Genomic DNA, 13,894 nt, shown 5'->3' on the forward strand with positions numbered 1-13,894 from the left:
ACCTGCTTCAGCGCGCGTAGCTTGGCCGCTTCGGGTCGTAGGTCCACTCCGGAAGGAGATAGCGCATGGCCATTGCATCGTCGCGCGCGCCGGTGGCGATCTTTTTGTACAGCTGGTGCGCCTGTTCGATGCGCGCCATGTCCGGCTCAATGCCCAGCCCCGGCCGTTCGGGCACCGCGACCTGGCCGCCGACGATCTGCAAGGGCTCGCGTGTGAGGCGCTCCTGGCCTTCCTGCCAGATCCAGTGGGTGTCGATGGCAGTGATCTTGCCGGGCGCCGCGGCGGCGGCATGGGTGAACATGGCCAGCGACACGTCGAAGTGGTTGTTCGAGTGCGAGCCCCAGGTCAGGCCCCAGTCGTGGCACAGCTGGGCCAGCCGGACTGAACCCTGCATGGTCCAGAAGTGCGGGTCCGCCAGCGGGATGTCGACCGCGCCCAGCAGGTGCGAATGGGCCATCTGGCGCCAGTCGGTGGCGACCATGTTGGTCGCCGTCGGGATGCCGGTGGCGCGTTTGAATTCCGCCATGATCTCGCGACCGGAATAGCCGTTCTCCGGTCCGCAGGGGTCTTCGGCATAGGCCAGGATGTGACCCTGGCCACGGCAGGCCGCGATCGCCTCGGCGAGCGACCAGGCGCCGTTCGGATCGAGCGTCGCGCGCAAATCCGGGAAGCGGCGCTTGATCGCTGCCACCGCCGCGATCTCTTCTTCGGGGCGCATGACGCCGCCCTTGAGCTTGAAGTCGCGGAAACCGTACTTGTCGACGCTGGCCTCGGCCAGGTCGGCGATCTGTTCCGGGGTGAGCGCTTCCTCGGTGCGGCGGCCGTACCAGTCGCTGCCGCCGCTGCCGGCCAGGTAAGCCAGGTCGGTGCGGCGCCGGTCGCCGATGTAGAACAGATAGGCAAGCATCGGCACGTGGCTGCGCTGCTGGCCGCTGCCGAGCAGCTCGCAGACTGGCACGCCCAGGTGCTGGCCGAGCAGGTCGAGCAGGGCGGCTTCGACCGCCGTGATCACGTTTTCCAGGCGCAGGTTGATTTCGTGCGGCTGCTTCAGGACCGCCGCTTCGGCGCTCGAGGTCACCTGGTGGCTGGGACCGGCGATGGCGGCGCGCAGGGCGTTCAGGGTACGGTTGTACTTGCCGATCTCGCTGCCCACCACCAGCGCCGCGCCCCGCTCCAGCGCGCGCAGGATGCCGTCCGAGCCTGGCACCTCGCCCATGCCGACATTGCCGGCGCTGTCCTCGAGCAGGACCAGGATGCGGGTGAAGAAGGGCGCATGGGCGCCGCACAGGTTGAGCAGCATGCTGTCGTAGCCGGCGACCGGAATGACCCGCATGCTCGTGACGGTAGGGCTGGTGTTTCGCTGGATCGGCATCATCGGTCGGGTCTCCTTGGCGAACAAGCGCGGCTTGCTCGTAACATTGTTCTAAAATAAAATGATTGCGCAAACATAACCAGTCTGAAGGAAACCCGATGGCGCGTCAAACGATTCCGGCACGGGCCCTTGCCCTCGCCATCCTGCCCGGCCTGCTGGCCGCCTGCGGCACCGTAGGGAGTCCCGCCATCGGCGAGCATTGGGTGGCTTCCTGGGGCACGGCCCAGCTCGCGCCGGAGAGCAAGGACGCCTTGCCGGCCGCCGACTGGCGCGATGCCACCCTGCGCCAGGTGCTGCGTGTGTCGCTCGGCGGCGAGCGCCTGCGGGTCCGTTTCAGCAATGCCTTCGGCAGCGCGCCGCTGGTCATCAGCGGCGCCAGCGTGGCGCTTGCGAGCGGACCAGGACGCGCCACGATCGATCCCGCCAGCGCGCGCGAGCTGCGCTTCGGCGGCGCCGCTTCGGTGACGATTCCCGCCGGCGCCGAATACCTGAGCGACCCGGTGCTGTTCAAGCATGCGGCCGGCGCGGATCTGGCGGTGTCCATGCATTTCACGGAAGAGCCGGCGCGCCAGACCGCCCATCCGGGTTCGCGCGCCACCAGCTTCATGGCCAAAGGCCGGCGCCTGGCGGAGGCCGAGCTGCCGGGGGCGGTGAGCTTCGCGCGCTGGTACCAGCTGGCCGGGGTCGAGGTGCAAGCCGCACCAGGTGCGCACGCGGTGGTGGCGATCGGCGACTCGATCACCGACGGCTACGGCGTCGCACCCGACACCAATTTGCGCTGGACGGATGCGCTGGCGCTGCGCCTGCGCACGGCCGGCATGCATTCGGTGGGCGTGGTCAACGCCGGCATCGGCGGCGGACGCCTGCTGCGCGACGGTTTGGGCCCCAACCTGGCCGCGCGCTTCGAGCGCGACGTGCTGGCGCGGCCCGGCGTACGGCATGCGATCGTCCTGATCGGCGTGAACGACTTCGGCACCCAGCACCGCAACACCGAGGACAGTCCCGCCATGCGCCGGCAGCTGCTGGCCGACATGCAGGAAGCCCTGCGCCAGGTGACGGCCAGCGCCCAGGCGCGCGGCGTGTGCGTGATCGGCGCCACCATCACGCCTTATGGCGGGAGCGAGTACTACCACCCGGAGAAGGACAACGAACAGGACCGCCTGGCCTACAACGACTGGATCCGCCGCTCGGGCACGTTCGACGGGGTGATCGACTTCGATGCGGCGCTGCGCGATCCGACCCGGCCCGACCGTATTCGCAAGGAGTACGACAACGATGGGCTGCATCCGAACATGGCCGGCTACCGGGCGATGGCGCAGGCCGTGCCGCTGGAGATGCTGGGCCAGTGCCGGCGCTAGGACGAGCACGCGGCGTCGCGGCGGCCAGGGCCGCCGCGACCAGGGCAGGTGGAATCAGCCGTTGCCGGGCGCGTAGGGGAAGCGCAGCGCGCGGTAATACTCGAGCGTCTGCGCGGGCGGCCTGGCGCCGGCCGGCAGCGAACGTCCGGAGACGTGCATGAAGTAAGCCAGGCAGGCGTCGCGCCACCACTGCGCCTCCGCGCGCTGCTGGGCCAGGCGCTGGGCGGTATCGTTCCAGCGCTGCGCGTCGACTACCTGGCGCAAGCTGTTCCAGCGCTCCTGCATGCGTTCCACTTCGGCTACCCCGCGGTCGTAGCGGGCGACCAGCTCTTCCCACAGGTTGCGGCCGGAAGGCATGCGGTAGTCCCAGGGCAGGTGGTGGAACCACAGCAGCAGCTCGGGCGGGGTGGTGGCGGGATCGGAGAAGCGCCGCGCCACTTCCGGCGCATACTGGCTTACCGCATTGCTGCCGCGCGCCGTGCGGTCGAAACCAATGCCGTCGCGATCGGCGCGGTGGTAGTAGACCGGGTTCCAGTCAGGGCGTTCCAGGTTGTCGACCCAAGGGCCGGGGCCGTGGTGATGGCCGGTGTCCATCAGGTGGTGCAGGCCGAGCGGGGTCATGTAGTCGACCACGGCTTCGCGCGAGGCCATCATCATGGCCAGCACCGGATCGAGCACGCGCGGATCCGCGGCGAAGGTCTGGGCCGCCCACTCGCGTGCGACGGCGCGGGCGTCCAGCAGCGGGTCCCAGGCCATGCGTCCGAAGGCATACCAGTTGGCCTGGTCGAAGACCGAGCCGGACCAGCTGCGGCTGCTGCCGATGTTGGCCACGCCGGCGATGCCGCCGACGCGCCCTTTCTGGACGCCCTGCAGCGACTGGGCCACGCTCAGCGCGCGTCCGCCGGCGCGGGTATCGGCGCGCAGGGTCTCCTGGAACATCGGGCCGAGATAGGCCTGGTGGGTGGCGAAGCCCAGGTACTCCTTGGTGATCTGGAATTCCATCATCAGGCGCGTGTCCGGCATGGCGCCGAACAGCGGGTGGAAGGGCTCGCGCGGCTGGAAGTCAATGGCGCCGTTCTTCACCTGCACCAGCACGTTGGGGTCGAACTTGCCGTCCAGCGGCTTGAACTGGTCATAGGCATGGGCGGCGCGGTCGTGCTTCGGATCGTCGCCTTGTCCCTTGCGCTTGCGCGCTTCCGGCGGCTCGTACACGAAGGCGCGCCACATCACCGTGCCGCCGTGCGGCGCCAGCGCGCGCGCCAGCATGTTGGCGCCGTCGACGTGGTTGCGGCCGTAGTCCTGCGGCCCGGGCTGTCCTTCCGAATTGGCCTTCACCAGGTAACCGCCGAAGTCGGGGATGCTGCGGTAGATCTCGTCGGTCTTGCGGCGCCACCAGGCGGCCACCGCCGGGTCGAGCGGATCGGCGCTGGCGGTCTCGCGCAGGTCCAGCGGCGTCGACCAGCGCACCGACAGGAATACCCGGATGCCGTAGGGGCGCAGGACCTTCGCCACGGCGGCGGCCTTGGCGATGAAGGCGGGGCTCAGCACCTCGGCCTTGGCGTTGACGTTGTTGAGCACCGTGCCGTTGATGCCGAGCGAGGCGTTGGCGCGCGCATAGTCCAGGTAGCGCGGATCGATGATGGCGGGAAGCTCCCACCAGTTCCAGATCGATTGCCCGGCGTAGCCGCGCTCCACGCTGCGGTCCAGGTTGTCCCAGTGGTTCAGCACGCGCAGCGGCAGCGCAGGGTTCGAGACCAGCGGCGCACGCGCCAGGCCCGCTGCGCTGCCGTCCTGCAGGCCGCGCAGCAGGGCGAAGCTGCCGTACAGCAGGCCGATGTCCGACCTGGCCGCGACCAGCGTCAGTTGCCGGCCGTTCGACGTGGTACGGGCCAGCAGGTAGCCCTCGGGCCCGACCTGGTCGAGCGAGGTGCGCAAGGAGGGCGGCAGTCCCGCGGGCAGGCGGTCGAGGCGCGCCAGGACCACGCTGGCGGGACCGATGCTGGCGGCGGCTTGAAGCGGACGCCCCAGCATGCCGCCCAGGCCGCGCAGCAGTTCGGCGCGGGCGGCGGCCACGGTCGGGGTCTCGGGTGCCAGGCTTACCACAGTGCGCGCGGACAGCGCCGCGGCCGGGGGCAGGGGGCGATAGCGCAACCAGAGCTGGTAGCCATCTTCGTCGGCGTGCGCACTGGCTGCGAACAGGGCGCCCAGCAGCAATGCTGCCAGCATGCGCACCAGCGCAAATGGGAGGGAAGGCTGCAAGCTAGTCTCCTTGGTAATTGTCGGCTGGTCGTACGCCAGGCCTGTCGAGCTACGATGTTAGCGCAAACTTTTTCAAATAGAAAATGGTTTCTTGTAGATTCGCCCTGTAATGACAGCAGCGAAATGCATGCCTAGTCCACGATCGCCGACAACCATCGGGGTGTTTCACGCTCCGTCTTGTTCGCGCTAACAATGTGGCATGAACGCTTGTCAAATTTGGTCCAGCCGCTTGCCAGATTTTCGTTGACAGGTCTGAAACTTGCCGTTTAGACTGAAATGATTGCGATAACATTTATGTTATTGGAATGTTGTATGTATCGCCCACAACATGTTGCATAAAAATATTTAGGAGACAATCCATGCACCAGCAGCGAGGCAGCACGTTCCTGCGCCCCGGTCATACCGGCGGCCGCCTTCTTCAACTGACGATTCTTGCCGGGCTGGTCTCGGCAGCCTATGCGCAAGAGACATCCGCGCCGGCCAGCCAGGGCCCGATCCAGACCGTGCAGGTGACCGGTTATCGCGGCAGCCTCGAGACCTCGGCGCGCGCCAAGCGCGAGGCCACCGGCTTCCAGGATTCGATCTTCGCCGAAGACCTCGGCAAATTCCCCGATACGAACATTGCCGAATCGCTGAACCGCATTCCGGGCGTGCAGGTCTCGCGCGAGATCACGGGCGAGGGCGTCAATATCCAGATCCGCGGCCTGGGCACCAGCTTCACCAAGGTCCTGCTCAACGGCGCGCCGATCGCAGTCGCTTCCACCGGCAGCACCGACAGCCAGAACACCAACCGCGAGGTCGACCTCGACCTGCTGCCGACCGACCTGTTCACCAAGCTCACCGTCAGCAAGAGCCCGGCGGCCTCGCTGCTCGAAGGCGGCGCCGCCGGCGTGGTCGACATGCGCAGCGCGCGCCCGTTCGACCGCAAGGGCGCCTACGTCGCCGCCAACGTCGGCGGTACCCGCAACCAGGTCGCCGGCAAGTGGGGCAACAAGGGTTCGGTCCTGGCCAGCAAGACCTTCGACAATACCTGGGGCATCCTGGGCGGCGTCGCCTGGAGCAAGTCCAGGGTGCAGGCCACCGGCTACGAGACCATCGGCCTGACCAACCCCAACCTGACCGCGGCCCAGAGCAGCAGCCCGACCCGCAACAACACCGGCGGCGGCAACTGGACCATTCCGGCCACGGTGCCGAGCAATGCCGGCAACGGCCTGACCCCGGGCGCCGCGATCGACCAGGCCTTCCTGCTGGCGCGCAACCCGGGCCTGAACATCGGCCAGATCGACAATGCCCTGATCCCGCGCCTGGGCCGCCAGATGGCGCAGTACGGCGACAAGGACAAGGTCACCGCCATCGTGTCCGGCGAATTCCGCCCGAGCGACAGCCTGCGCTTCTACGTCGACACGATGTACAGCGAGAAGGACAATGACCTGCAGCGCATCGACACCAACTGGATCGGCCGCAACGGCGCCATCATCCCGCTCAACCTGAAGGTCGACCGCAGCGACTGCAACGCCGGCTGCGTGGTCGAAAGCGGCACCTTCGCCAATGCCCAGTTCTTCGCCGAATACCGTCCCTACATGGAGGAAGTGCGCCTGAAGGGCATCAACCCGGGTATGGAATGGGACATCGGCGACAGGCTCAAGCTCAACGCCCAGCTGAACTACACCAAGTCCGAGTTCACGCGCGAGTCGCCGACCGTGCTGCCGGTGACCGCGGTCAATTCGGGCAACACCGTGACCTTCACCAACGGCGCGGTGCCGAGTATCGTCAGCTCGCTGGATATCAGCAACCCGGCCAACTACCGCCTCGACACCGCCAACGGCGCGCGTGTCAACCTGCAGCAGGAAGTGCGCGAGACCAGCACCAAGGGCGTGCGCTCCGACCTGACCTGGGGCGACCGCGCCTTCAGCATCAAGGGCGGCTTTGCCTATGACGACATCCTGCGCCGCATCACCGCGCGCGACAACTCGACCGCGTGGCAGAACCTCATCTGCGGCAACGTGGCGGGCTGCCAGGGCGCCGGCACCATCGGCGCGCGCGTCGGCGATTACCTGCGGCGCGGCCCGAACGGCCTGATCGAGGTCGACTGGCAGCGCTTCGCCGGCGACACCAACTACCAGCAGCTGCTCGAGCAGGCCCCGATCACGGGCGCGGCCAATACCGGCGCGGCCACCGGCTTCATCCAGGAGAAGACCAAGGGCGTGTTCCTGCAGACCGACGGCGTCACCCAGCTGGCCGGCATGCAGCTGCGCTACAACGCCGGCGTGCGCTACGTGCGCACCGAGCAGAGCGTGGGCGCCTACAACTCGGTGGCCGATCCGCGCAATGCCAACCTGCCGGCCGGCGCCACCCCGTTCCCGAACGTGAACCAGTGGGTCTACGTCGACAAGGAATACAGCAACACGCTGCCGTCGGCCAGCGCCGCGCTCGACCTGGCCAAGAACCTGGTGCTGCGCGCCTCGGCTTCGCGCTCGATGACGCGCGCCAATCCGGAAGCCCTGCGCCCCGGCATCAACTTCTCGAACCCGTCGGCCGACATCGGCAGCCTGGGCGCGCCCAACCTGGCGCCCTACATTTCGGACAACCTGGACCTCGGCATCGAGTGGTACACCGGCCGCGAAGGCTACGTGGCCGCCACGGTCTTCCAGAAGAAGCTGAACGGCTTCACGGTCAACCAGAACAACACCTTGCCCTTCACCGACCTGGCACAGTACGGCGTCACCTACGACAGCCTGACCCCGACCCAGCAGCAGGCGCTCGACGCCCGCGGCGGCCCGAACTCGGCCACCGTGGTGATGACCTCGCAGCGCAATGCGGGCGGCCAGCTGAAGGTGACCGGCCTCGAACTGGGCTGGGTGCAGCCGCTCGACCGCCTGCTGCCGTGGCGCGGCTTCGGCTTCTCGGAAACCCTGACCCTGATCGACCAGAAGGCGACGGGCGAGGGCACCCAGGGCTTCGTGGCGCTGGGCGTGCCGAAGAAGAGCAACAACTTCCAGCTCTACTACGAGAACCATGGTTTCATGGCGCGCCTGTCGCACACCTACTCGCAGGGCAGCCAGGTCTCCGGCCTGAACCAGAACGGCATCGCCGCGGCGGCGCTGTACAGCGACGACTTCAAGCAGCTCGACTTCTCGTCGCAGTTCGACCTGGAGAAACTGCTCGACCGTGACGGCTTGCCGACTCTGACCTTCGACGTGGTGAACGCGACGGACACGGTGCGCCGCACCTACTTCCAGTTCCCGAACGCGACCTTCACCAGCTACAAGCCGGGCCGCACCATCGCGGTCGGCCTGCGCGCGAAGTTCTGAGCGGAGGGCGCGCGTGGCTATCGAGCGCAGGGAGTTCCTCGCCGCGGCCGGCGCCCTGGCTGGCATGGCGGCACTGCCGTCGGCCGGCGCCGCGCCGGCGGCAGGCCAGCCGCTGTACCGGCAGGCCGGGGCGCCCGTCAGCGCTCGCGTCGAGGACCTGCTGCGCCGCATGACGCTGGACGAGAAGATCGCCCAGATGCAGTGCCTGTGGCAGAAGAAGGTGGAGGTGCAGAACGCCGACACCAGCTTCGCGCCGGAGAAGATGGCGGCGGCCTGGCCGCACGGGATGGGCATGCTGGGCCGCCCGTCCGACCGCCAGGTGGGCAAGAGCGGCGTGGCCGGCGACACCGGCCGGGTGCGGCATCGCGGCCCGCGCGAGACCGCCGACTACGTGAACGCGGTGCAAAAATGGGCCGTCGAGCAGACCCGCCTCGGCATCCCGCTCCTGATGCACGAGGAAGCCCTGCACGGCTACGCGGCGCGCGAGGCCACCAGCTTCCCGCAGTCGATCGCGCTGGCGTCCAGCTTCGACCCGGCGCTGATCACCCGCATCTTCTCCGTGGCGGCGCGCGAAATGCGGGCGCGCGGCGCCAACATCGCGCTGGCGCCGGTGGTCGACGTGGCGCGCGATCCGCGCTGGGGGCGCTTCGAGGAAACCTATGGCGAGGATCCCCACCTGTGCGGCGTCATGGGCAAGGCCGCGGTGCTGGGCTTTTCCGGCGATGCGCTGCCGCTGGCGCAGGACAAGGTGTATGCCACCCTGAAGCACATGACCGGCCACGGCCAGCCCGAAAGCGGCACCAACATCGGGCCGGCCAACCTGGGCGAGCGCTCCCTGCGCGAGGACTTCTTCCCGCCTTTCGAGAAGATCATCAGGGAGACCAGGATCGCCGCCGTCATGCCCTCGTATAACGAGATCGACGGCGTGCCCTCGCATGCCAACCGCTGGCTGCTCACCAAAGTGCTGCGCGAGGAATGGGGCTTTAAGGGCCTGACCGTCTCCGACTACATGGCGGTCAATGAACTGATCACGCGCCACAGCCTGGTGTCCTCACCCAAGGAGGCGGCACTGCGGGCGCTCAAGGCCGGCGTCGACATCGAGACGCCGGATCCGCTGGGCTACCTCAGGCTGGCCGAGCTGGTGCGCGAAGGCCAGGTCTCCGTGAAGGAGATCGATGCCGTGGTGCGCCGCATCCTGCGCTTCAAGTTCGACGCCGGTCTGTTCGAGAACCCCTACGTCGACGCGGACCGCGCCGACGCGCTGACGGCGACCCCGGAAGCGTTGGCGCTGGCGCGCGAGGCGGCGGTGAAAAGCGCGGTGCTGCTGAAGAACGACAAGGGCCTCCTGCCGCTGCAGCCGACCAAGGTGGGCAGGCTTCTGCTGCTGGGCGCCCATGCCAAGGACACGCCGCTGGGCGGCTATTCGAACGAACCGCGCCATGTGGTGTCGATCCACGAGGGCCTGCAGCGCGCCGCGGGCGAGCTCGGTTTCACGCTGGCGTATGCCGAAGGCGTGCGCCTGACCGAGGAGCGCAACCCGGGCAAGGACGAGATCCGCTTCACGCCGCCAGACGTCAACGCCCGCCTGATCGCCGAGGCGGTGGAAGCGGCCAAATCGGCCGACACCATCGTCATGGTCCTGGGCGACAACGAGATGACGGCGCGCGAAGCCTGGGCCGACACCCACCTGGGCGACCGCAGCACCCTCGACCTGCTGGGCCAGCAGAACGACCTGGCGCGCGCCATCTTCGCGCTGAACAAACCGACCGTGGTGCTGTTGCTGAACGGGCGCCCGCTGTCGGTCAACTACCTGGCCGAACGCGCCGAGACCCTGATGGAATGCTGGTACCTGGGCCAGGAAACCGGCCATGCGGTGGCCGACCTGCTGTTCGGCCGCGCCAACCCTGGCGGCAAGCTGCCGGTGTCGATCGCACGCGAGCCGGGCCAGCTGCCGATCCACTACAGCCGCAAGCCGAGTAGCCGGCGCGGCTACATCGACGGCAGCACGAAACCTCTGTTCCCGTTCGGCTTCGGCCTGTCCTATACGCGCTTCGAGATCTCGGCGCCGAGGCTGGAGCACAGCTGGATCGGCATGAATGGCAGCACCCGCGCGCTGGTCGAGGTGCGCAATGTCGGGAAGCTGCGCGGCGACGAAGTGGTGCAGCTCTACATCCGCGACGACGTCAGCTCGGTGACCCGTCCGCTGCTGGAACTGAAGGGCTTCCAGCGCGTGAGCCTGGCGCCGGGCGAGGCGCGCGTGCTGAGCTTCGCTATCGGGCGTTCCGACCTGTGCTTCTTCAATACCGACATGAAGCGCGTCGTGGAACCGGGCACCTTCACCATTTTCGCCGGGCCGAACAGTGTCGACCTGAAGAAGACGACCCTGACGGTGGCATAAGGGGCGCGGCCTGCTGTCGGCCGGCGCCGCCGCTCAACTACAAGACAGCCAAGAGAATTCCATGCCTGAAAACAGATCACATCCATTTACCTACGCCACCTATCCGGACCTGGCGGGCAAGCGTGTCGTCATCACCGGCGGCGGCAGCGGCATCGGCAGCGAGCTGACCTCCGCCTTTGCCGGGCAGGGCGCGCAGGTCTGGTTCCTCGATATCGCCGACAGCGCTTCGCGCGAGCTGGAAGCACGCCTGGCCGGCGCAGCGCACGCACCGCGCTTCGTGCGCTGCGACCTGACCGACCTGGACGCGCTGGCGCGCGCCCTCGCCGCCATCGAGGAACAGGCAGGCGGCATCGACATTCTGCTCAACAATGCCGCCAACGACGACCGCCACGAGATTGGGAACATTACCCCGGCGTATTGGGAAAACCGGATGAACGTCAACCTGCGCCACCAGTTCTTTGCCAGCCAGGCGGTGATTCCGGGCATGAAGCAGCGCGGAGATGGCGTGATCCTGAACTTCGGCTCGATCTCCTGGCACATCCCGCACACCCAGCTGTCGCTGTACATGACCGCCAAGGCCGCGATCGAGGGCATGACGCGTGCGCTGGCGCGCGAGCTCGGCCCGCACGGCATCCGCGCCAACACCGTGGTGCCGGGCGCCGTGCGCACGCCGCGCCAGCAGGCCCTTTGGCACAACCCGGAAGAAGAGGCGCGCATCCTGGCCGGCCAGTGCCTGCCGGAGCGCGTCGAGATGGAGGACGTGGCGGCGCTGGCCCTGTTCCTGGCCTCGAACAACGGGCGCCGCTGCAGCGGACGCGAATACTTCGTCGATGCGGGCTGGTACGGTGCATGAACACCCGCTTGCCGGCTTTTGAACAGGAGAACCCATGAAACGCTTCCGTAGTTGCATCCTCGCGCTCGGCATGCTCGCCGCCCCGGCCTGGGCCCAGCTCAGCGTGACAGTCGATACCACCCGCCCCGGCGCCGCCATCCACAAGGACGTGTACGGCCAGTTCGCGGAACACCTGGGCAGCGGCGTGTATGGCGGGATGTGGGTAGGCAGCTCGTCGAAGATTCCGAATGTCCGCGGCTGGCGCAAGGATGTGGTGGGCGCGCTGCGCGACCTGCACGTGCCGCTGGTGCGCTGGCCGGGCGGTTGCTTCGCCGACGAATACCATTGGCGCGAAGGCATCGGCCCGCGCGAACGGCGCCCGGTCAGGGTCAATACCAACTGGGGCGGTGTCGAAGAATCGAATGCCGTCGGCACGCACGAGTTCTTCGACCTGGTCGAGCAGATCGGCGCCGATGCCTATGTCAACGGCAACCTCGGCAGCGGCAGCGTGCAGGAGATGTCCGAGTGGCTCGAGTACATGACCTCGGACAGCAAGTCGAGCCTGGCCCAGCTGCGCCGCAAGAATGGCCGCGACAAGCCCTTCAAGCTGGCCTATTTCGCGGTCGGCAACGAAGCATGGGGCTGCGGCGGCCAGATGCGTCCCGAACACTACACGAACCTGTACCGCAACACGGCCGCCTTCCTGAAGGCGCCGCCCCATCTCAAGCCGGGGATCATCGCCAGCGGCGGCACCAGCAACGGCGAGGACACCAAATGGACCGATCTCCTCAGCAAGGATGCCCCCGAGGGAACGGTCGGCATCAGCTTCCACCACTACACGCTGCCGACCGGAGACTGGAAGCGCAAGGGAGCGGCGACCGGCTTCCCCGAAGAGGAATGGATCTCGACGCTGGCGCGTACGCTCGAGATGGAGAACTACATCAAGCGCAACGTCGCGGTCCTCGACCGTAATGACCCGCAGAAGAAAATCGGCCTGTTCGTGGATGAATGGGGAACCTGGTACGACGTCGAAGAGGGCAGCAACCCGGGCTTCTTGTACCAGCAGAACACGCTGCGTGACGCGGTGGTGGCGGCGCTGAACTTCAACCTCTTCCATGCCCACGCGGAGCGCGTGCGCATGACGAACATCGCGCAGATGGTCAACGTGCTGCAGGCGATGATCCTGACCGACAAGGACCGGATGCTGCTGACGCCGACCTATCACGCGTTCCGGATGTACGTCCCGTTCCAGGGGGCGGTCTCGCTGGCGGCGACGGTCGAGCGGGACCAGCCCTACGTGCTGGGCGCGACCAGCGTCCCCGGGCTGAGCGTGTCGGCCGCCCGGGCCAGGGACGGCAAGGTGCATGTCGCGATGGTCAATCCGCATCCGCGCGAGGCGCGGCAGGTGGACCTGCAGGTGATCGGCCAGCAGGCCTCGCGCGCCGTGGGGCAGGTGCTGACCGCCGAGGCGATGGACGCCCACAATAGCTTCCGCCAGCCGCAGGCAGTGACGCCCCAACCCTACCGGGCAAGCGCGAGCGAGGGCAAGCTGCGCCTGACGCTGCCGGCCAAGTCGGTACTGGTGGTCGCGCTCGAGCCCTGACGGGCGGGCGCCTCAGGGACGTTGCAGCTGGCCGATGACGCTGGCCACCTTGGTGGTGATGACGTCGACCGCCGGGCCGTTGGCGCCGTGGGGCAGGATCACGTCGGCGTGGCGCTTGGTCGGCTCGATGAACTGCTTGTGCATCGGGCGCACCGTTTCCAGGTACTGGTTGACGATGCTCTCCATCGTGCGGCCGCGCTCGGCGATGTCGCGCTGCATGCGGCGGATGAAGCGCACGTCCGGGGCGGTGTCCACGAAAATCTTCAGTGACATCATCTTGCGCAGGTCGGCGTCATACAGCGCGAACAGGCCTTCGATCACGATCACCGGGGCCGGCTTGACGGGAATGGTCTTGCTGGAGCGGTTGTCGACCGTGAAGTCGTACTCGGGCATCTGGATCGTTTCGCCATTGCGCAGGGCCTGGACGTGCTCCACCAGCAGCGGCCAGTCGAAGGCCTGCGGATGGTCGTAGTTCTGCTTGCGGCGCACTTCGGGGGTAAGGTCGGACTGGTCGCGGTAGTAATCGTCCTGCATCACCACCGACACCATCTCGGCGCCAAACGAAGCCAGCACCTGCTGGGTCACCGTCGACTTGCCACTGCCGCTTCCGCCGGCGACGCCAATGACAAACGGTTGGAAGGAAATCTGATTCATCCCCGCATGATACCGGAGCGGCGGCCGAACCGACAGGGCGGGGTGCGCGGGAGCCACGCTTTCGCCGGCCCCGCGCTGGTTACGCAAGCGAGCGCCGCCTGCCGGAT

The 13,894-nt window shown here is 67.6% G+C and carries 8 protein-coding genes; 5 read left to right on the top strand and 3 right to left on the bottom strand.

Going from position 1 to position 13,894, the window contains the following annotated elements; all coding sequences use genetic code 11:
• Positions 1-7: 7 nt before the first annotated feature.
• On the bottom strand, positions 8-1,375 hold the full coding sequence (locus LK542_RS00750) for an enolase C-terminal domain-like protein (RefSeq protein ID WP_227810433.1): 1,368 nt from the start codon (positions 1,373-1,375) through the stop codon (positions 8-10).
• Between the two features lie 95 nt (positions 1,376-1,470).
• On the opposite strand from LK542_RS00750, the gene LK542_RS00755 reads away from it, so the two are divergent.
• Positions 1,471-2,730, top strand: a complete 1,260-nt coding sequence (locus LK542_RS00755; protein WP_227810434.1) for an SGNH/GDSL hydrolase family protein — start codon at positions 1,471-1,473, stop codon at positions 2,728-2,730.
• Positions 2,731-2,784: 54 nt separating this feature from the next.
• Here the strand turns inward: LK542_RS00755 and LK542_RS00760 are convergent, their stop codons facing one another.
• The gene (locus LK542_RS00760; protein WP_227810435.1) at positions 2,785-4,989 is read right to left on the bottom strand and encodes an alpha-glucuronidase family glycosyl hydrolase; all 2,205 of its coding nucleotides are present in this window, start codon (positions 4,987-4,989) and stop codon (positions 2,785-2,787) included.
• A gap of 359 nt (positions 4,990-5,348) precedes the next feature.
• Between LK542_RS00760 and LK542_RS00765 the strand changes: the two genes are divergently transcribed.
• From LK542_RS00765 to LK542_RS00780, 4 genes are all read left to right on the top strand, one after another.
• Complete coding sequence (locus LK542_RS00765; RefSeq protein ID WP_227810436.1) at positions 5,349-8,300, top strand: TonB-dependent receptor; 2,952 nt, start codon at positions 5,349-5,351, stop codon at positions 8,298-8,300.
• A 13-nt stretch (positions 8,301-8,313) separates the two neighbouring features.
• Positions 8,314-10,698, top strand: coding sequence for a glycoside hydrolase family 3 N-terminal domain-containing protein (locus tag LK542_RS00770; RefSeq protein ID WP_227810437.1), 2,385 nt, complete (start codon positions 8,314-8,316; stop codon positions 10,696-10,698).
• A 61-nt stretch (positions 10,699-10,759) separates the two neighbouring features.
• Positions 10,760-11,551: an SDR family NAD(P)-dependent oxidoreductase gene (locus LK542_RS00775; RefSeq protein WP_227810438.1), complete on the top strand. Its 792-nt coding sequence runs from the start codon at positions 10,760-10,762 to the stop codon at positions 11,549-11,551.
• 34 nt (positions 11,552-11,585) lie between these two features.
• Positions 11,586-13,133, top strand: coding sequence for an alpha-N-arabinofuranosidase (locus LK542_RS00780; protein WP_227810439.1), 1,548 nt, complete (start codon positions 11,586-11,588; stop codon positions 13,131-13,133).
• Between the two features lie 12 nt (positions 13,134-13,145).
• On the opposite strand, the gene udk is transcribed toward LK542_RS00780, so the two are convergent.
• The gene (gene udk, locus LK542_RS00785) at positions 13,146-13,787 is read right to left on the bottom strand and encodes a uridine kinase (protein WP_227810440.1); all 642 of its coding nucleotides are present in this window, start codon (positions 13,785-13,787) and stop codon (positions 13,146-13,148) included.
• Between the last annotated feature and the right edge of the window lie 107 nt (positions 13,788-13,894).

Origin of the sequence: Massilia sp. IC2-477 (assembly GCF_020707265.1) — a bacterium.
GTDB lineage: Bacteria > Pseudomonadota > Gammaproteobacteria > Burkholderiales > Burkholderiaceae_D > Telluria.